This window comes from Plantibacter sp. RU18 (assembly GCF_050613355.1).
Taxonomy (GTDB): domain Bacteria; phylum Actinomycetota; class Actinomycetes; order Actinomycetales; family Microbacteriaceae; genus Plantibacter.
This window is the reverse complement of sequence record NZ_CP159618.1, coordinates 403,103-419,867: the sequence shown is the minus strand read 5'-3', so window position 1 is coordinate 419,867 and position 16,765 is coordinate 403,103. Positions and strand designations below refer to the sequence as shown.

13 protein-coding genes and 1 pseudogene are annotated in these 16,765 nt (G+C 67.6%); 6 read left to right on the top strand and 8 right to left on the bottom strand.

From position 1 onward, the window contains the following. Positions 1 to 3 precede the first annotated feature (3 nt). The 5 genes from ABMA10_RS01935 to ABMA10_RS01915 all read left to right on the top strand — a co-directional run bounded on the left by ABMA10_RS01935 (position 4) and on the right by ABMA10_RS01915 (position 9,091). Positions 4 to 948 carry a carbohydrate ABC transporter permease gene (locus tag ABMA10_RS01935; RefSeq protein WP_347870100.1) on the top strand — a complete coding sequence of 315 codons (945 nt, stop codon included), beginning with the start codon at positions 4 to 6 and terminating at the stop codon, positions 946 to 948. 18 nt (positions 949 to 966) lie between these two features. Then, complete coding sequence (locus tag ABMA10_RS01930) at positions 967 to 3,150, top strand: beta-galactosidase (protein WP_347870099.1); 2,184 nt, start codon at positions 967 to 969, stop codon at positions 3,148 to 3,150. A gap of 79 nt (positions 3,151 to 3,229) precedes the next feature. Beyond that, on the top strand, positions 3,230 to 4,768 hold the full coding sequence (locus ABMA10_RS01925; protein ID WP_347870098.1) for an alpha-L-fucosidase: 1,539 nt from the start codon (positions 3,230 to 3,232) through the stop codon (positions 4,766 to 4,768). Positions 4,769 to 4,776: 8 nt separating this feature from the next. Continuing rightward, entirely contained in the window at positions 4,777 to 5,751 is a 975-nt protein-coding gene (locus tag ABMA10_RS01920) for an aldo/keto reductase (RefSeq protein ID WP_347870097.1), read from the top strand. 175 nt (positions 5,752 to 5,926) lie between these two features. Beyond that, complete coding sequence (locus ABMA10_RS01915; RefSeq protein WP_431031125.1) at positions 5,927 to 9,091, top strand: glycoside hydrolase family 2 TIM barrel-domain containing protein; 3,165 nt, start codon at positions 5,927 to 5,929, stop codon at positions 9,089 to 9,091. A 12-nt stretch (positions 9,092 to 9,103) separates the two neighbouring features. Here the strand turns inward: ABMA10_RS01915 and ABMA10_RS01910 are convergent, their stop codons facing one another. Together ABMA10_RS01910 and ABMA10_RS01905 are read right to left on the bottom strand one after the other, a co-directional pair. Further along, entirely contained in the window at positions 9,104 to 9,703 is a 600-nt protein-coding gene (locus tag ABMA10_RS01910) for a hypothetical protein (protein WP_347870095.1), read from the bottom strand. 27 nt (positions 9,704 to 9,730) lie between these two features. Continuing rightward, entirely contained in the window at positions 9,731 to 10,729 is a 999-nt protein-coding gene (locus tag ABMA10_RS01905) for a hypothetical protein (protein ID WP_347870094.1), read from the bottom strand. A gap of 348 nt (positions 10,730 to 11,077) precedes the next feature. On the opposite strand from ABMA10_RS01905, the gene ABMA10_RS01900 reads away from it, so the two are divergent. Further along, positions 11,078 to 12,451 carry an HNH endonuclease signature motif containing protein gene (locus ABMA10_RS01900; RefSeq protein ID WP_347870093.1) on the top strand — a complete coding sequence of 458 codons (1,374 nt, stop codon included), beginning with the start codon at positions 11,078 to 11,080 and terminating at the stop codon, positions 12,449 to 12,451. A gap of 53 nt (positions 12,452 to 12,504) precedes the next feature. On the opposite strand, the pseudogene ABMA10_RS01895 reads toward ABMA10_RS01900, so the two are convergent. From ABMA10_RS01895 to ABMA10_RS01870, 6 genes and pseudogenes are all read right to left on the bottom strand, one after another. Then, positions 12,505 to 13,781, bottom strand: a pseudogene (locus ABMA10_RS01895) (NAD(P)/FAD-dependent oxidoreductase). Then, positions 13,778 to 14,008, bottom strand: a complete 231-nt coding sequence (locus ABMA10_RS01890; RefSeq protein WP_347870156.1) for a DUF3072 domain-containing protein — start codon at positions 14,006 to 14,008, stop codon at positions 13,778 to 13,780. The pseudogene ABMA10_RS01895 and the gene ABMA10_RS01890 overlap by 4 nt, the downstream one beginning before the upstream one ends. A 158-nt stretch (positions 14,009 to 14,166) precedes the next feature. Beyond that, positions 14,167 to 15,021, bottom strand: a complete 855-nt coding sequence (locus ABMA10_RS01885) for an NAD-dependent epimerase/dehydratase family protein (protein ID WP_431031124.1) — start codon at positions 15,019 to 15,021, stop codon at positions 14,167 to 14,169. Positions 15,022 to 15,031: 10 nt separating this feature from the next. Further along, the gene (locus tag ABMA10_RS01880; protein ID WP_347870091.1) at positions 15,032 to 15,427 is read right to left on the bottom strand and encodes an AraC family ligand binding domain-containing protein; all 396 of its coding nucleotides are present in this window, start codon (positions 15,425 to 15,427) and stop codon (positions 15,032 to 15,034) included. Next, positions 15,427 to 15,867: a cupin domain-containing protein gene (locus ABMA10_RS01875; protein ID WP_347870090.1), complete on the bottom strand. Its 441-nt coding sequence runs from the start codon at positions 15,865 to 15,867 to the stop codon at positions 15,427 to 15,429. The genes ABMA10_RS01880 and ABMA10_RS01875 overlap by 1 nt, the downstream gene beginning before the upstream one ends. 71 nt (positions 15,868 to 15,938) lie before the next feature. Further along, on the bottom strand, positions 15,939 to 16,763 hold the full coding sequence (locus ABMA10_RS01870) for a phosphoenolpyruvate hydrolase family protein (RefSeq protein WP_347870089.1): 825 nt from the start codon (positions 16,761 to 16,763) through the stop codon (positions 15,939 to 15,941). Between the last annotated feature and the right edge of the window lie 2 nt (positions 16,764 to 16,765).

Genomic DNA, 16,765 nt, shown 5'->3' with positions numbered 1-16,765 from the left:
GCCATGACGACCGTCACCACCCCAGCGCGCGGCGCCGCCACCCCGTCCTCCTCCGGCAGCGGAGACGGCGCAGGCACCGCGATCCGTCGCCCGAAGATGCGCCGCGCTCCACGCTCTCGCGCCTACTACCTCCGCAAACTGCCGTCGGTCATCCTCATCGGCATCCTGCTCGTGATCGAGATCTACCCGATCATCTGGCTGTTCCTGTCGTCGTTCAAGAACCAGCGCGAGTTCCTGCAGGAATCGACGTTCTCGCTGCCCGGGACGTGGAGCTTCGACAACTACGTCACCGCGTGGACCACCGGCAACATCTCGCAGAACCTCCTCAACAGCGTCATCGTGACGGTTCCGTCGCTCGTCCTCATCCTGATCTTCGGCGTCGCCGCGGCCTTCGCGCTCGAAGTGATGGTGTGGAAGCGTCGAAACCTGACCCTGCTCCTGTTCATCTCCGGCATCATGATCCCCGGCCAGATGATCCTCGTGCCGCTGTTCATCGCGTACTTCAACCTCGGCCTGACGAACACGTACTGGCCGATGATCATCACCTACACGGCGCTCGGCATGCCGCTCACCGTGTTCATGATGACGGCCTACTTCCGAGCGGTGCCCCGCGAGGTGTTCGAGGCATCGACGATCGACGGGGCGAGCATCATCCGCTCGTTCTGGTCCATCGGCCTCCCGATGGTGCGCAACGCGCTCTTCACGATCGGCCTCGTGCAGTTCCTGTCGATCTGGAACGACCTGCTCATCTCGCTGACCTTCACGACGAACGCCGACCTCCGAACGATCCAGGCCGGCCTCCTCAACTTCAGCGGCGAGTACGGACAGGTGGACTACGGACCGCTCTTCGCCGGTATCTGCATCAACGTGTTCTCGCTGCTCGTGGTGTTCGTCTTCCTCAACCAGCGGATCATGAAGGGACTGGCCTCGGGCGCTTTGAAGGGCTGACGCCCCGCCCGCGACACCATGGACGACGCACACCACTCACCACACGCCCGCCCGGCCCCGGCGGTCCGATTCGGCGCGGCGTACTACCGCGAGTACCAGCCGGAGCGGAGTCAGGAACGACTCGATCGCGACCTCGACCTGATGGCGGCAGCCGGTTTCACCGCCATCCGGGTCGGGGAATCGGTGTGGTCCACCTGGGAGCCGCGGGACGGGGAGTTCGAGCTGGAATGGATGACGCCCATCCTCGAGGGTGCGCAGTCTCGCGGTATCGGCGTCATCCTCGGCACGCCCACCTACGCGGTGCCGCCGTGGCTGCAACGCAAGCATCCGGAGATCGCGGCACGCATCGCGGCTCCGCCTGGCGGCGAGCGGGTCGTCCCCTGGGGCGGCCGACAGGAGATCGACCTCACCGCGCCAGCGTTCCGATTCCATGCCGAGCGGGCCATCCGGAAGATCCTCGCGCGCCACGGCGCTCATCCGGCGGTCATCGGTGTCCAACTCGACAACGAGCCGGGGCTGCACCTCCTCCACAACGCGGGTGTCTTCGCCGGGTTCGTCGATCGATTGCGTGGCGAGTACGGCGACGTCGAGGCACTCAACGAGGCCTGGGGCTTGAGCTACTGGTCCCATCGACTCTCCGACTGGGACGAGCTCTGGACGCCGCCCGGCAACTCGACACCCGCCTACGACCTCGCATGGCGCCGGTACCAGGCGGAGCTGGTCGCGGAGTTCATCGGCTGGCAAGCCGACATCGCCCGCGAGCTCGTCCCCGACGATCGCTTCCTCACCACCTGCATCGCGTACAACCGCCCCGGTGTCGAGGACGTCGCGCTGAGCCGTGGACTCTCGATCACGAGCGGGAACGCGTACTACCTCCAGCAGGACGGGCTCTCCGCCGAGGCCGACAGCCGAGCCGAACCGGGTCGGTGGGTCTCGACGTCACCCGCGGGGTTGTTCCAACAGGCGGACCGAATGCGAGCCTCCCGTCAGGCGCCGTTCCTCGTCACCGAGACCGACGCGACCTCCATCGCCGGATCGAACCTCAATCTGCCCGGGTATCGCGGACAGCTCACCCAGGCCGCGTTCGCCCTCATCGCCCGCGGCGCGACACTGGTGAGTTACTGGCACTGGCACACCCTGCACTCCGGAGCCGAGACGCACTGGGGTGGCGTCCTCGGCCACGACCTCGAGCCGGGCCGGGTGTATGAGGAGATCGCCGGTATCGGCAGGGCGATCACCGCGGCCGGCGAACGACTCCGCGATCTCGACCCGACGACGACGATCGGCTTCCTCTTCGCGGCGGACAGCCGCTGGGCGCTCCAGTTCCACCCGCCACTCAGCCGCCCTGGTACCGAGGCGCCCGATCCGTCCAGCTACGACCGCGTCCTGGCGAGGTTCTACCAGGCAGCGATCGACGAGCACCTCCAGGTGGGCTTCATCCACGCCAACCAGCTCGACGACGACGCCGCAGCGCTCGTCCGACGCTTCCCCGTCCTCGTCGCGCCCGCACTGTACGCCCTCGACGATCGCACGGCGGGACGCCTGACCGCCTATGCGGGCGCCGGCGGTCGGCTCGTCCTCACGTTCCGCAGCGGCCACGGCGACGAGCTGGGGCGGGCGCGAGCCGAAGTCGCCCCAGGGCCGTTGCGCGCCGCCGCCGGCATCCGGATCACCGAGGTGTCCAACCTGCCGCAGCCGATCGGGGTCACCGCCAGTGAGCTCGGAGGCGAGAGCGCGTTCGTTCCACCTGGCGACGCGCAGGCAGAGGGCTGGGCGGACCGCATCGAGTCGGAAGGCGCGACGCCGCTGCTCGACTACGTGCACCCGCACCACGGTGCCGGGCCCGCGGTGACCGAGCACCGCGTCGGTGACGGCTCCGTCACCTGGATCGGAACGCTCCCGGATCGTCCCCTCGCAGCCGCCCTCCTCGCCCACGTCGCCGCGACCGCACCCACGCCGTCCCCGTGCAGTCTCGACGGTTCCGGCGCACTGCCCCTGCAGGTGACCGCGCACTCGGCCGTGAACGCTGCCGGTGAGGTGATCTGGTTCCTGCACAACTGGTCGTGGGATGCCGTCGAGCTCGCGGTCGATCGCACCCTCTTCGACGTCCTCGACGCCCGTGCGCTCCCGCTGCGCACCGGAACGACACTGACGCTCGGCAGCTGGGACGTCCGAGTCCTCTCGGAAGGACCCGCAGCATGACCGACGACGAACCCACCCCGGCATCGTTCCCGACGCACAGCAGCCACGACGCCCCAGTCCTCCCGGAAGGCCCGACAGCATGACCGACTACGAACCCACCTGGGCATCACTGCGGACGCACGGCGTCCCAGCATGGTTCTCCAACGCGAAGTTCGGGATCTGGGCGCACTGGGGAGCGCAGTCGGTTGCTGAATCCGGCGACTGGTACGCACGGCACCTCTACGGCATGCAGCCCGGCAGCGCCGATTGGGAACGCAAGCGCGCGGATCGGCAGCACGCCGACCACCTCGAGCGGTTCGGCTCCCCGGACACAGAGGGCGCGAAGGACCTACTCCCTCGCTGGACGGCCGAGCGGTTCGATGCGGAGGCGCTCGTCGCCCTGTTCGTCGAAGCCGGTGCGCGCTTCATCGTGTCGATGGCGGTCCACTGCGACAACATCGCACTCTGGGAGTCGACGGAACAGCCCTGGAACACCGCAGCGTACGGTCCCAAGCGCGACATCGTCGCCGAATGGGAGCGCGCGACCCGCGCAGCAGGCTTGCCGTTCGGGCTGAGCTTCCACAACAACTGGACCTGGCGGTGGCTCGACGCCGCCCACGGAACCGATCCGATCACCGGGCGACCGCACGACGGCCGCCTCACCGCAGCCGACGGTGCCGACCTCTGGTGGGACGGCCTCGACCCTCGCGAGCTCTACCTGGAACCCCATCGACCGGGAGCCGCGCCACCGGCCGCCTGGGTCGACCGGTTCTACCGGATGGCGACCGAGGCGACCATGCGGTACCAACCGGACTCCGTGTACTTCGACGACCGCCGCATGCCCTTCGATGCCGGTGGAGAGCTTCCGGCGTCTCCGCCGAGCGACGCCGGAATGCGCTACCTCGCCGACTACTACCGCGCGGCCGACGACTGGACGCCCGGTTCGCCGACCGGCATCGTCTCGATCAAGGACGTACCGGACGAGGACCGGACCGCCGTGCTGCTCGACTCCGAACGCCGTCAACTGGACACGCTGCAGAGCGAGCCGTGGCAGTTCGACACGAGCGACGGCGAATGGTTCGACTGTGCCAGCGACGATCCCATGTTCCACCAGCGCAAGACGCCGCGCCAGGTGCTCCACCTGCTCATCGACGTGGTGAGCAAGAACGGCACACTGCTCCTCAACATCCCCCAGCGTGCAGACGGCACTGTCGATGATCGTGCCCGCGCACTGCTCAGCGAGATCGGGGACTGGTTGCGCATCTGCGGGGAGGGGATCTACGAGACCACCCCATGGGTACGGTACGGCGAGGGGCCTGTCGCCTCGGCCCACGGTGAACTGGCGCTGGGCGACCTCGCCGCAAGCTACGACGAAGGCGAGCGCGACTTCACTGCCGCCGACATCCGGTTCACCCGACGTGACGGTGCGCTCTATGCGACGCTGCTCGGGTGGCCTGCGGACGGGATCGCGACGATCGGATCGGCCGGGCGCGCCTCTGGCCTGCTCGAGCACGAACCCGGCACGGTAGAACTGCTCGGTCATGGTCCAGTGCCCTGGACGCGCACAGCAGCAGCCCTCGTCGTCGAGTTGCCCGAGCAGTCCCCCACTCGGCACGCCCACATGATCCGCATCGTCTGAGGAGTCGTATGTCCCCCATCGAACCGTCGCAGGCCCCCGAGCCCGTCGACCTCCGCCCGCTCGGTAACACCGGCCTGCTCACGAGTCCCGTCACGGTCGGCACCTCGTTCCTCGGGGATCCGGCGAGCGCCGACGGCTCCCCCGCCCCGGGCGCCGGAGGGCTCGCCCGTGCCATGCTCGACGGTCCGTACGCCCTCGTGGACACCTCCAACGCGTATGCAGGGGGTCGCAGTGAGACGGCGTTGGGCGAGGCCATCCGGCTGGGCGGTCTACCCGGCGGACATGGTGTGGTCTCCAAGGCGGACCGCGACCCGTCGACCGGTGTGCTCGATCGCGACCGCGTGCTGCGTTCCTTCGAGGAGAGCATCTCCCGGCTGGGTGTCGAGCGCATCCCGATCTTCCATCTGCATGACCCGTACTCGGTGCCGTTCGCCGAGGCTGCGGCTCCGGATGGCGCGATCGAGGGCATGCTCGAACTCCGCGAGCAGGGTCTCGTGGATGCGATCGGTGTCGCCGCCGGCCGATTGAGTGTGATGCGGGACTACGTCGGGACCGGCGTCTTCGACGTCCTGCTGAACCACAACCGGTTCACGCTCGTGGACCGCAGTGCGACGGCGCTGTTCGAGGAGGCACGCTCGCGCGGCATGGGCGTGTTCAACGCTGCGCCGTTCGGTGGAGGGGTGCTCGCGGCGCGCGGGGGTCGTGACGGGAAGCCCGCGACGTACGCGTATCAGGAGGGTACGCCGGAGCTGCTGGCCTGGGTGGCGAGCGCCGGTGATCTCGCCGACGCGCACGGCATCCCCCTCGCGGCCGCGGCGCTGGCGTTCTCGACGCGTTCTCCACTGGTCGACTCCACCGTCGTCGGTATGGGTCGTGCAGAGCGCCTGACCCAGGTGGAGGCCCTCCGTACGACACCGATCCCCGAGTCCTTCTGGACCGACCTCGAAGCCCTCGGCTCTCCGCCCTCCACCGTCACCGACTGACATCCCTCTTCCTCCCCCTCTCCTCCTCCTCCTCCTCCTTTTTTCTTTCCCTAACTCAGGAACGCGTCGGCGCGCCGCCTCCCACCCACGACGAGCACCCGCGACGCGCCGACGAACTCCTGAGTTAGGGAGGTTGGAAGTTGGATGTGGGCAGAACAGATAAGGCATCTGAACTATGAGCGACTCTTCCCTTCACAGCGGCTTGGAGCTGACAGCGGAGGTGCGCGGCGACCACCAGCGTGCGGCGTCATGGGTCGAGGACCCGATGCCGGGCAGTGGACGGCGGAGACCGCGAGCGGACGAACGGAGCGACGCGGCGAAGCTGTCACTCAACGGCGAATGGGCGTTCACCCTGTCGCCGACGGCCGACGGGACGGGGCCGTCGTTCAGCGACCCGGCGCTCGACGATACGGCCTGGGACCGCATCCGCGTCCCGGCGCACTGGGTGCTGGAAGGCCACGGCACGCCGCTCTACACGAACACGGCGTTGCCGATCCCGATCGACCCGCCGCGCGTGCCCGAGGAGAATCCGACGGGCGACTACCGCCGCTCCTTCACGCTGCCCGAAGGTTGGCGCCAAACCGACACTGTCCTCCGCTTCCAGGGTGTCGACTCGTGCGGCACGGTGTGGCTGAACGGTGTGCTCCTCGGGCACAGCAAGGGCAGCCGACTCCCGGTCGAGTACGAGGTCGGTGCACACCTGCTCCCCGGCGAGAACCTCCTCGCCGTGCGGGTGCACCGGTGGTCGAGCGGCACCTACCTCGAAGACCAGGACATGTGGTGGCTCCCGGGCATCTTCCGCAACGTCGAGCTGCTGGAGCGACCGATCGGCGCGATCGACGACGTCTTCGTCCACGCCCGGTACGACCACCGGGACGGCATCGGCGTGCTGCGCATCGACACCGACACGCCTGGACTCGTCGACGTGCCGGAACTCGGGATCCACGGGCTGCCCACCGGCACGGCGACGGCGCTACCGGTCGAGCCGTGGAGTGCGGAGGAACCGCGTCTCTACAGCGCACGACTGCGGCGACGACCATCCGACGAGTCGCCTGATCCCGGAGAGACGATCGAGCTGCGGATCGGCTTCCGTACTGTGTCGATCGAGGACGGCCGCTTCCTCGTGAACGGCGTGCCGGTGTTGTTCCGCGGGGTCAACCGCCATGAGCACGACCAGGACCGCGGCCGCTCGCTCGACGTCGCGACCATGCGCCAGGACATCCTGCTCATGAAGCAGCACAACATCAACGCCGTGCGCACGAGCCACTACCCGCCGCATCCCGAGTTCCTCCGCCTCTGCGACGAGCTCGGGCTGTGGGTGGTCGAGGAGTGCGACCTCGAGACCCACGGGTTCATCTACACCGACTGGGCGGGCAACCCGTCGGCTGAGCCCCTGTGGCGTGACGCCATGCTCGATCGCGTCGAACGGATGGTGGAGCGCGACAAGAACCACCCGTCGGTCGTCGTATGGTCGATGGCGAACGAGAGCTGGGTGGGCGAGAACTTCGACGTCCTCGAGCAGTGGATCCGCGACCGCGACGCCTCGCGGCCCGTCATGTACGAGCGCGATCCGTCGTACCGGAACTCGGACTTCTTCAGTCTCATGTACCCGGATGAGGAGTTGCTCGCGGCCATCGGGCGTCGCGAAGAGCCGACACCCGCAGGGGTCGTCTCCGGCTCACCCGACGACGTTCGCCGACGTCGGTTGCCGTTCCTGCTCTGCGAGTACGCGCATGCGATGGGGAACGGCCCGGGATCGCTCGTCGACTACCAGCGCATCCTGGAGGGCTCCGACCGCTTCTGCGGGGGCTTTGTGTGGGAGTGGATCGATCACGGGTTCCGGAGCACCGATGCCGCCGGAACCGAGTACGTCATGCACGGCGGCGACGTCGCCTTCCGACCGAACGGCGGACGATACTGCCTGGACGGCCTGATGTTCGCCGACCGCACACCGTCGCCAGGCCTCGCCGAGCTGCGCGCCGCGATCAGTCCGGTCGAGCTGCTGGTCGACGTCCAGAACTCCTGCGATCCGGGCTCGAAGGCAGCTGAAGCTCCGGATCCGGCTGCACCCGCGGCCGGGCCCGGCGCCGGGAGCAGGAGTTGTGAACCATGGGACGGCACCCTGACGATCCGTAACAAGCACGACATGCGGTCGCTCGCGCACCTGACGCTGCGATGGCAGACGGAGGACGACGGCCGAATGGTCGCGTCGGGTGACTTGCCGATGCCCGCGGTCGCCGCGCGCAGCGAGGTGACGATCGCGCTCCCGGCGGAAGCGCTCGTACCGCCCACCGGTGTCGACCCCGTCTCCGGAGTGCCGCTCGAGCGCTGGCTGAGCGTCCGGGCGGTGCTCGCCGCGGACGAGCCGTGGGCGGCGACGGGACACGAGATCGCGCTCGGCCAAGTGCGCGTCCCGAGCGATCCGGAGCCCCGCACGCCGACGACGGAACCGTCGGTCTCACCGATCCGGCAGACCATCGCCGACGCAGAGCACACGGGGTCGTCGGTTTCGTTCGGCGATGCCTCCTTCGATGCGCGCACCGGGCGACTCATCGCGCTCGGGGGCATCTCCCTCGATGGCCCGATCCTCGACATCATGCGTGCCCCCACCGAGAACGACCGCGGGCAGGGCCCCCGCAACACGGCGGCGGCGAGCTGGAAGCTCACCGGGCTGGACAGGTTCCTGCACCGCACCGACCGCGTGGAACGGTTCGACGATCGTCTGCGCGTCAGCGGGCGGAGCGCTCCTGCTGCGCACGGGCTCGGGCTGCGCTGGAGATTCGATTGGACCGACCTGGGCGGCACGCTCGAACTCTCGGTGACCGTCGTACCCGAGGGCGTCTGGGAGCACACACCGATCGGTGACCACGTCCTCACCCTGCCGCGGCTCGGCCTGCGACTCGGGCTGCCCGGTGCCTACCGGGAGGCGGACTGGTTCGGTCGCGGCCCCGGCGAGTCGTACGTCGACAGCCTGGCCGCCGCGCGCATCGGGCGGTTCTCCAGCGATATCGACGCCCTGCAGACGAACTATCCAGTGCCGGAGGAGAACGGCAACCATGTCGGCACCCGTTGGTTGGAACTCCACGGCACAGGCGTCCCGATGCTGCGCGCCGAGCAGGTGTCACCCGCCGGCTTCGACTTCACCGCACGCCGCTGGACGAGCGAGGCCTTGGAGGAGGCGCGGCACCCGCAGGACCTCCGCGACACCGGCCGGGTCTGGCTCAACCTCGACCACGGCCAGCAGGGCCTCGGCAGCTCATCCTGCGGGCCGGCGCTCCCGGACCGCTATCGTGTTCCCGTCACGACCACCACCTTCGGCATCCGGCTCCGCGTGCTGTGATGAGAGCGAGGATCATTCGCCGGCGACCGGTCGCGGAGCCCCCTCGGTCGTCGGCGGATCCGGGAAGATCTCGTGAGTTGGAACCACGCGTTCGGCACGTTCAGTATCTTCATCCTGACTGTCAACGATGCTCGCAAGTCCTGCCAACAGTGCCGTCAACCGGATTGCGGCGTGCGCGGTGAATAACAAACAAGCCTCCAGCACCCACATGCCGGGCTCGATGCCGAAGCCCACGACCATGACAGCAGCAACTAGCGCCCCGAAAGCACCGGAGAATGAACTCAAGACGACCGAAATCCAGTTAGCCCGCAGCCGACGGTTTCCCCTCCGGCGTAGCAAGCGGAATCGATCGTTCTCGCTACCGAGACCGAAGACGACGACCACACCGGCGAAGCCGCCCACCATCGCGCTCACGCCAGCGACGCCGAGCGAGAGCGAAGTGAGTGTGCCCTGCGCATCGCTAGCAGTTGTCTTTGTAAGCGCAAACGCAACGTTCAGAATCGGGTACTTCTGTGAAAGCAGAAAATGACCGAGTACGAGCGCGACAACGAAGACACTAACGAAAAACGGATAGTTCGCGAAGGCTCCCCCGACCTTCTTCATTGCCTTCATGTTCTGATCCTTCCCGGAAGACCTACGCTACGCCCCGCCAGTGACACCGGTCACATCGCCGTCGAACGCGATGGTGGCCGATCCGCTGGTTCCTGCGATCTGAAGCCCGATGGCCGTTCCGCCCTTCATAAACTCCCTGATAGCCTCCCCAACCGCGTTGAGAATAACCTCGTCTGAGGTTCGCTCGCCTGCAGTCGTATGGAAGGTCACATTCTTCGTGATTCGATCTTCGAAGAGATTCCGCTCATCGTCACGCTTGAGCTGGCCGCCTGCAACTTCGTCCGCCAGCTTGACTTTCGCGTTTGAACTGAACGCGTTCGTGACAACCCACTCTGCGCCCGTGCGCAGGGTCTCACGGACGGATCTGTTGCCGCCAGAACGGTCGAGCGACCAGCGGAAGACGAGACGTGCGTCCTGCAGAGCCTGATGCTGAGCGTTTCGGAACGCATCACCTACCGCGCCTCCTCCCGATGCCGGGACTTGCGCACCGGCATCGACATGTACCTCCAGCATCACAGCGCCGTCAGCATTCTGAATCTTTTCAAGAATCTCTGGGTCCACGACAGGGACCAGCTCGAGAGAATACCCCTTCGGTACAAGGTCCAGCACACTGGTGAGCCAACGCGCCAGCGTCTCGGGCCTGGTGCCTTGAACCGCTGGACTCATGACAGCGACGCGGCCATACGCTCCAAATGGCACTATGAACGTCGGTTCCGACACCCGGTCGTTTGGATCATCGAAGTCGAGTGGTTCGACGTCTCCATTGGACACATTTGAGCGATTCAGCTGCTCGGTCAGGTCTCGAATTCGTTCAACCTGCATGTGCGGCAGCGCCGGACGCTTTGGAGAGACCGCCAGCCCAAGGTAGTCCACATCCGAGATTTTCCCGCTGCGGGACGCGAGATCCCACGAAGCGAAGGATGAGAGGAGTTTGGTCCAGAAATCGGCCTCAACGCTCAACCGGTTGTCGTGCTCGTCGATGAGAATCGTGTCGTAAAATCGCACAGTCTTTTCGATGGTCGCCATGTTCAGTTCCTTCGTCGGGATGTGTAGTGGGGTGCGACTCAGTGCATTAGTCGGTCGATAAACTTAGATTATCTACAAATCGATCCACTCCATGCCCACGAGCACGTATCGCCGCGCGTTCGGTTATGACATTTCATATGAGTAGCGCTGGTATGCAGGCACACTCGTGCCCAGCAATGACATTGGCGATGGGAGCGCTCTTGATGAGCTCTAAATCAGACGGCTCGTGCAGCGTCATCGCCTAGAGTGAACGCACCCAGTGCCCCCACTGCGCAGCTTCTTCGGCAAGGACGCCGCCGATCCTCACTGGTCATCTCGAATGTCAGTGGTCCATGGTGGACTGGAGTCATGTCCGAGAGCACCGCGATCCGCGAACACCGCGAGCACCCGAGCGAGGCGTTCGCGGCGCGGAGCGCGTCGTTCACCGACCGGTTCATGGCGCTCGCCCGGGAACGCGCCGCACTCGACGCCGCCGAGGCGCAGTTGCTCGCCGAGGCGGCAGCGTACGCCCATGCCACCGCCAGCGCGCTCGTGTCGGCCGGAACCCCGACGGCGGAAGCACAAGGGCTCGCCCGACGATCGATGTGCGCGTCCCTCGCCATGGCGACCCGCACCTCCGAACAGACCCTGCAGCGTCGCATCGGCGACGCCGAAGTCCTGGTCCACGACGCACCGGAGGCGTTGGAGGCTCTCGCGCACGGCGCGATCAGCTCCGGACACACCCGGATCCTCATCGATCAGCTCCGCGACATCCCTGCAGAGGGGCGCCGGCGGTTCCTGGCGGAGGTGCTGCCGGTCGCCGAACGGTCCACGCCGGCCCGATTCAGACAGCGCGCCCGCATCCTGCGTGAGCGACTGCATCCGGAATCGATCACCACTCGTGCGGTGCGATCCACCGCCGACCGCAGAGTGGAGGTCGAGCCCGCCGCGGACGGCATGGCCTGGGTCCACCTGTTCACGACAGCGCCCCTTGCCCAGGCGATCACGGAGCGGCTCGATGCTCTCGCGATTCCCGCGAAGACGTCGGGAGATGCCCGCACACTCGCACAGTTGCGCGCCGACGCACTCGCGTCACTCGCGATCGCCGGCGCTGTCAGCACTGACGGCGCACCGATCCCCGGCGACCCGGAGCGCATCACCGAGGTCCGCTGGCTTCCCGGCTCAGCGGCGCCCGACCGCTGGTCCGCGCCGACGGACACGACGCCGACGCTCATCGAGCAGCCGGTCGACGTCCAGGCGCACATCCGCGCCACGGTCCACGTCACCGTCCCCGTGCTCTCCCTCCTCGGCGTCACCGATGAACCCGGCACGCTCGACGGCTACGGCCCCATCGATCCCGCCACCGCAGCTCGCCTCACCATCACGGCACCCTCGATGGTACGCGTCCTCACCCACCCCGAGACCGGCGCAATCCTCTCCGTCGGGCGGGACCACTACCGCGTTCCAGCCGATCTCCAACGAGCAGTCCGCCTGAGAGACACCATCTGCCGGGCGCCGGGGTGCGGACGGTCGGCGCGAGGCTGTGATCTCGATCACAGCACGGCATGGACCGACGGCGGCACGACGGCCGTCGACAACCTGGCGTGCCTGTGTCGACATCATCACCGGCTCAAGCATCTTCCCGGTTGGAACCTCACCCACACCCCCGGTGGGGTGCTCGACTGGCGCGTGCCCGACGGCCGCTCCTACCGGACGAGACCCGAATTCGCCGAGACCGGATGAACTCCGGCATGCCGACCCGCCCATACTCGCGGAGCTAGGCGCGACTCGCGGAGCTAATCGCGGCCTTGAAGGATCAGGTTCCAGTAGACCCAGGGGAGCACGTAGCGATCGGCGATGAAGGTGAAGCGCCGCTCCTTCGCGAGGCCCGCCCAGAACGGGATCGTCGGCATCGGGCGGTACCGGTCGTCGAACTCGGAGAACACCACCGTCGACCGGGACACGGTGAACGGACACACGGAGTACCCGTTGTACACGTGCGTCAGCGGTTTCCCCTGAGGGCTGCCGACAGGTTCTTCGCCAGAGTGAACGTCTGCTGGCGGAGCGCGCCGCCGGACTTCGAGTTCGTCGTCGCGGCGGCATCTCCGAGCGTCCACACGTCCGGGTACCGCGGGTGTCGAAGCGTCAGCGAGTCGACCTCGACGAAGCCGCCGGGACTCCGGGGGTCGGCGAGATCCGTCGCCGCCAACCAGTCCGGCGCGGACTGCGGCGGACTCACATGCAGGACGTCGTAGGAGAGCTCCTCACGATCGGCCACCGCCGAACCGCCCTGCGCACGTCCCGCTCCGGCCGGGCCGCGGTCGGGACCATCCTGCCGGGCGGTCGCCGCGATGCTGATGGTCCGGTGCTCCGCGTCGACGCCGACCAGTTCACGATCGAAACGAACCTCGATGCCGTACTCGGCGACCACGCGCTCGAGTTCCGCATCGATCATGGGAATGCCGAACATGGTCGGGGTCGGCACGATCAGGACCACCCGGATGTCGCGCAGAACGCCGGTCTCCCGCCAGTAGTCGCAGGCGAGGTACATCGGCTTCTGAGCAGCTCCCGCACAGCTGGCGGGGCCTGCGGGTTGCGTGAAGACGACGGTGCCGGAGCGGATTCCTCGGAGCACCCTCGACGCCTTCCGGGCGTACTCCAACTCGTAGTTGGAGACGCCCACCGGCGAGTCCATCGCATCGACCAGCCCGGGAACGGCGTTCCAGTCCTTCTGGATCCCCGGACACACGATGAGCTGGCCGTACCCGACACTCCGCCCGGAGGCGAGGGTGACCGTCTTCGCGACCGGGTCGATCGACTGGACGCGGTCCTGGATCCAACGGACGCCCTTCGGCGTCACCGACCGCTGCGGCCGGGTGGCGACAGCGGCAGACGCAGTGCCCCCGGCGACGTGGGAGAACATCGGCTGATACAGGTGGTGCTCACGCGGTTCGATGACCGCGATGTCCCGCACACCGTACCGGCGGAGTCGTCCGGCGACCGACAGGCCCGCATTGCCGCCCCCGATGACGACGACCTCGTGGTGGTCGTCACCGCCGGCGTGCTCGTTCATTCGCTGCTGGGATCCGACTGACCGCGGCCCGTGGCGTTCTGGAGACGGTCGATGTGCTCGGAGGCCTGGGCCTTGGACAGGTCTGCCGGGATCTCCTCCCCGGCCTCGCGTGCGAGGGTGTCGAGGTAGCTGCGCTGCGGTCCCGTCATGGGCTCGTCGCCGGTGACCCAGTCCTCAGGGTCTTTGCTCGCGCTCGTCGACGAGTCGTCGCCTCGGGCGCCGAGCATGTCCCCGGTGGTGGTGTCGTCTGCGTTCGTGTGCTCTGCATCAGTGCTCATGCGGCAACGGTACGTCGCCCAGGATCGAGGCCCCGAGGGGTTGCGCCCTGCCCGGAACCCTGAAGCGGTTCCAAGCGCCGCGGTCGCGACCGGATCGGCAGCGCCGACTACACCGACTCCCGGGCGAACTCCGTGCGCCAGCCGTGCGCAGGCGTGTAGCCGAGGCGGTCGCGCGCCTTATCGATTGACATCAGGGTCTCGTACTCGCTCAAGCCCTCACGGATCGGCACGCCCGGGAAATGGGTCGCGGCGAGTTCGGCAGAGCTGTGGGCCGTACCGTTGTCCGCGGCCGCGACGTCGTAGACCTCGAAACCCGGCTCAGCGTGCTGGAGCGCGAGCGCCACGGCTTGTGCGCCATCACGCGAGTCGACGTAGCTGAACAGCAGATCGCGTCGATAGCCGGGCTCGGCGGCACGCGCGAACGTGCCGTACTCCCCCGGCGCGACCACGTTCGTGAACCGCAGAGCCGTGATCGACAGACTCTCCGCCCACCGCACGAGTTGCGCGGCCATCGCCTCCTCCGCGATCTTGCCGAGAGCGTAGGTGTTGTTCGCGCGACTCACCGTCTCGTCGATCGGTAGGAACTCCGGAGCCTCCTCGAACGGGAAGCCCATCGCCGTGATGCTCGACGCCGTGACGATCGTCCGGATGCCCGCCCGGATCGCCGCATGCAGCACGTTGAACGACACCGTCGAATTGTTGTGGAACGTCGCCGCGTCCGGGACGAGGCCGTTCACCGGGATCGCCGCGAGATGCACGACCGCGTCGAGGCCGGAGAACCGGGCGGTGACACCGAGGAGGCTGTCGATCGTCTGGCCGTAGTCGGTCAGGTCCACCCGGGTGAACCCCGGTCCGGCGGCCCCGGCGACATCGAGGCCGTGCACCTCGTGCCCATCGGCGAGCAGGCGGGCGACGGTGGCGGAGCCGAGCTTGCCCGAGCTCCCGGTGACGGCGATGCGCATGCTGACGATCCTAGGGTCGGGCCGGGAAGTCGACGGGGAGCGGGAGCGCCGCCACGACGTGCCCGGCAGCGTCCGCTTCGTCGGCGTGGAGGTGGCCCACCCGACCGCCGACCGGCAGACCCGTCTCGGTGAAGAAGCCGCGGATCGTCTCGTAGACCTCCACGATGTCGTGGGTGTCGCCCGCCTGCGTGAGCACGATGTCTCCCGACTGCACGTAGTGTTCAGCACCGTCGACCAGCACTTTGCCCTTGCCCTCGGTGATGAACCAGATCTCGTGGTCGTCATGGTGGTGGCGATCGAACCGGCCACCGTCCACCGACACCGCGAAGCGACCGATCGTGCCGATCTCACTCCAGTCCGGCTTCGACCCGGGGTGGACCCAGGAACCTGGTTCGATCACCGGCATCAGCGGTCCTGCTTCCAGCTCGGAGCCGCACCGGCGTCGAGGATGCGTGCATCGGGCAGTCCGTCGAGTCCCGTCTCGGCGCCGCCCGGCGTGTAGACGACGGAGAGGCGGAGCGGACGCCACGTCGTGTTGTACGTCGAGTGCACGGTGTCCTTCGGGATGTACACGGCGTCGCCCTCGCGGATCGGGAACGCAGGTCCGTCGCCGACCGTCTGCACTCCCTCACCGGAGATCACCGAGATGACCTTCTCCTCGCCCGGATGCTGGTGCGGTGCGTGCCCCTGGCCCGGGTAGACGATGACCTCACCGACCGTGAGGCCTGCGCCCTCGTCGAGGTGCGGGGTCACGAGCCACTTGATGGTGCCCCAGTCGAAGACGCGGGTGGGGACCTCGTCGGGACGGCGTCCTGCCGTGGCGGAGGTGATGGTGGTTTCAGTCATGATGCTCCTCATCGAGTGGTGGCTGTGGGGTATGGCTGTGGAGTGTGGCTACCGGGTGCTGTCCGGGTGGTTCACGTGGTCTGGATGGCTTTGAAGTCCTCGATCTGGCGCTTGATCGCGCGTTCCGTCGGCAGCCGCTCCACCGATGACGCGCCGAAGAAGCCGGCGACACCCGTCGTATTGGCGAGGATGTACGCCGCATCCTCGGGCTCCGCGATCGGGCCGCCGTGGCAGAGCACGATGACGTCGGGGTTGATCGCGACGGCCGCATCGTGCATCTCCTGGACGCGGCGCGCGGACTCCGCGAGGCTCAGTGCCGTCGTCGCCCCGATGGTGCCTGCCGTCGTGAGGCCCATGTGCGGGACGATCACGTCGGCGCCGGCTTCGGTCATCGCGATCGTCGACTCCACGTCGAAGACGTACGGTGCGGTGAGGAGCTCGCGCTCGGCGGCGAGCCGGATCATGTCGACCTCGAGGTCGTAACCCATGCCCGTCTCCTCGAGGTTCTGCCGGAAGACGCCGTCGAACAACCCGACGGTCGGGAAGTTCTGGACGCCGGTGAACCCCATCGTCTTCAGCTCGTCGAGGAAGCGCTCCATGATCCGGAAGGGATCGGTGCCGTTCACGCCGGCGAGCACCGGGGTGTCGCGGACGATCGGCAGCACTTCCCGGCTCATCTCGACGACGACCTGGTTCGCATCGCCGTATGCGAGCAGGCCCGACAGCGATCCACGTCCGGCCATCCGGTAGCGACCGGAGTTGTAGATGATGATGAGGTCGACGCCCCCGGCTTCTGCCGACTTCGCCGAGATGCCCGTTCCGGCTCCGGCTCCGATGACGGCCTCGCCGCGAGCGACGGTGGCGCGCAGTCGTTGGAGTGCGATGGTCCTGTCCATGA

Coding starts and splice junctions, on each gene's coding strand:
- ABMA10_RS01905 (WP_347870094.1), bottom strand. CDS start 10,729: ATGGCGACCATCGAAAAGACTGTGCGATTTTACGACACGATTCTCATC.
- ABMA10_RS01885 (WP_431031124.1), bottom strand. CDS start 15,021: ATGCGCATCGCCGTCACCGGGAGCTCGGGCAAGCTCGGCTCCGCCACC.
- ABMA10_RS01930 (WP_347870099.1), top strand. CDS start 967: ATGGACGACGCACACCACTCACCACACGCCCGCCCGGCCCCGGCGGTC.
- ABMA10_RS01910 (WP_347870095.1), bottom strand. CDS start 9,703: ATGAAGGCAATGAAGAAGGTCGGGGGAGCCTTCGCGAACTATCCGTTT.
- ABMA10_RS01900 (WP_347870093.1), top strand. CDS start 11,078: ATGTCCGAGAGCACCGCGATCCGCGAACACCGCGAGCACCCGAGCGAG.
- ABMA10_RS01870 (WP_347870089.1), bottom strand. CDS start 16,763: ATGGACAGGACCATCGCACTCCAACGACTGCGCGCCACCGTCGCTCGC.
- ABMA10_RS01915 (WP_431031125.1), top strand. CDS start 5,927: ATGAGCGACTCTTCCCTTCACAGCGGCTTGGAGCTGACAGCGGAGGTG.
- ABMA10_RS01875 (WP_347870090.1), bottom strand. CDS start 15,867: ATGACTGAAACCACCATCACCTCCGCCACGGCAGGACGCCGTCCCGAC.
- ABMA10_RS01890 (WP_347870156.1), bottom strand. CDS start 14,008: ATGCTCGGCGCCCGAGGCGACGACTCGTCGACGAGCGCGAGCAAAGAC.
- ABMA10_RS01920 (WP_347870097.1), top strand. CDS start 4,777: ATGTCCCCCATCGAACCGTCGCAGGCCCCCGAGCCCGTCGACCTCCGC.
- ABMA10_RS01925 (WP_347870098.1), top strand. CDS start 3,230: ATGACCGACTACGAACCCACCTGGGCATCACTGCGGACGCACGGCGTC.
- ABMA10_RS01935 (WP_347870100.1), top strand. CDS start 4: ATGACGACCGTCACCACCCCAGCGCGCGGCGCCGCCACCCCGTCCTCC.
- ABMA10_RS01880 (WP_347870091.1), bottom strand. CDS start 15,427: ATGCCGGTGATCGAACCAGGTTCCTGGGTCCACCCCGGGTCGAAGCCG.